Source organism: Bacillus sp. EKM208B (genome assembly GCF_011800725.1).
GTDB classification, from domain to species: Bacteria; Bacillota; Bacilli; order Bacillales; family Bacillaceae; genus Bacillus; species Bacillus velezensis.
The window spans coordinates 1-741 of record NZ_JAANHO010000030.1 but is presented as its reverse complement, the minus strand read 5'-3'; the positions used below and the strand labels follow the sequence as shown (position 1 = coordinate 741).

At 41.2% G+C, this 741-nt stretch carries 1 protein-coding gene; it reads left to right on the top strand.

Annotation, left to right across the window (positions count from 1 at the left end):
* Positions 1–741 (top strand): condensation domain-containing protein (locus G9F75_RS19675; RefSeq protein WP_167409333.1); only part of this gene is annotated, 741 nt, incomplete at both ends.

Genomic DNA, 741 nt, shown 5'->3' with positions numbered 1-741 from the left:
TATATGCCACCAAGAACTAAAACAGAGAAAGTCATTACGGACATATTTGAAGAAATCTTAGGAATATCTCCAGTCGGCATAGAGGATAGTTTCTTTGAACTGGGAGGACATTCGTTAAAAGCGACGGCAGCCATTAATGCCATCGAGAAGAAGACAGGGATTCGTTTGCCAGTCAAAGAGATATTTAGTTTACCAACTCCTGTCATGTTGTCGAGAAAGATTGAGGCCGCGGGAGAAGGCGAATATAGTCCAATACCACAAGCAGAACAGAGAGAAGCTTATCCAGCATCCTCTACACAGAAACGATTGTTTATTCTGGATCAGATGGAAGGCAACAGTACTGCATATAACATGGCGTCAGCGCTAGAAGTAACAGGTAACCTTGATTTAGAAAAAATACAACAAGCCATAGATCGTCTGATTAAGCGTCACGAGTCGCTGCGAACCAGTTTTGTCATGACAGAAGGAGAAACCTTTCAAGTCATTGCAGACGAGGTATTCTACCAAGTGGAATATGAAGAGACCGACAGCTACAGTGACGCTGACATGGAACAATTTGTACGCCCGTTTGACATCGGAACAGCACCGCTCATGCGTTTTAAAGTAGTCAAAGAAAGAAATCGGAACAACTATATTTTACTATTTGATATGCACCATATTATTTCCGATCATCAGACGCTAAATCTATTAATCGAAGATTTCTCACGATTGTATAACGGTGAAGAATTACAACCACTTGAA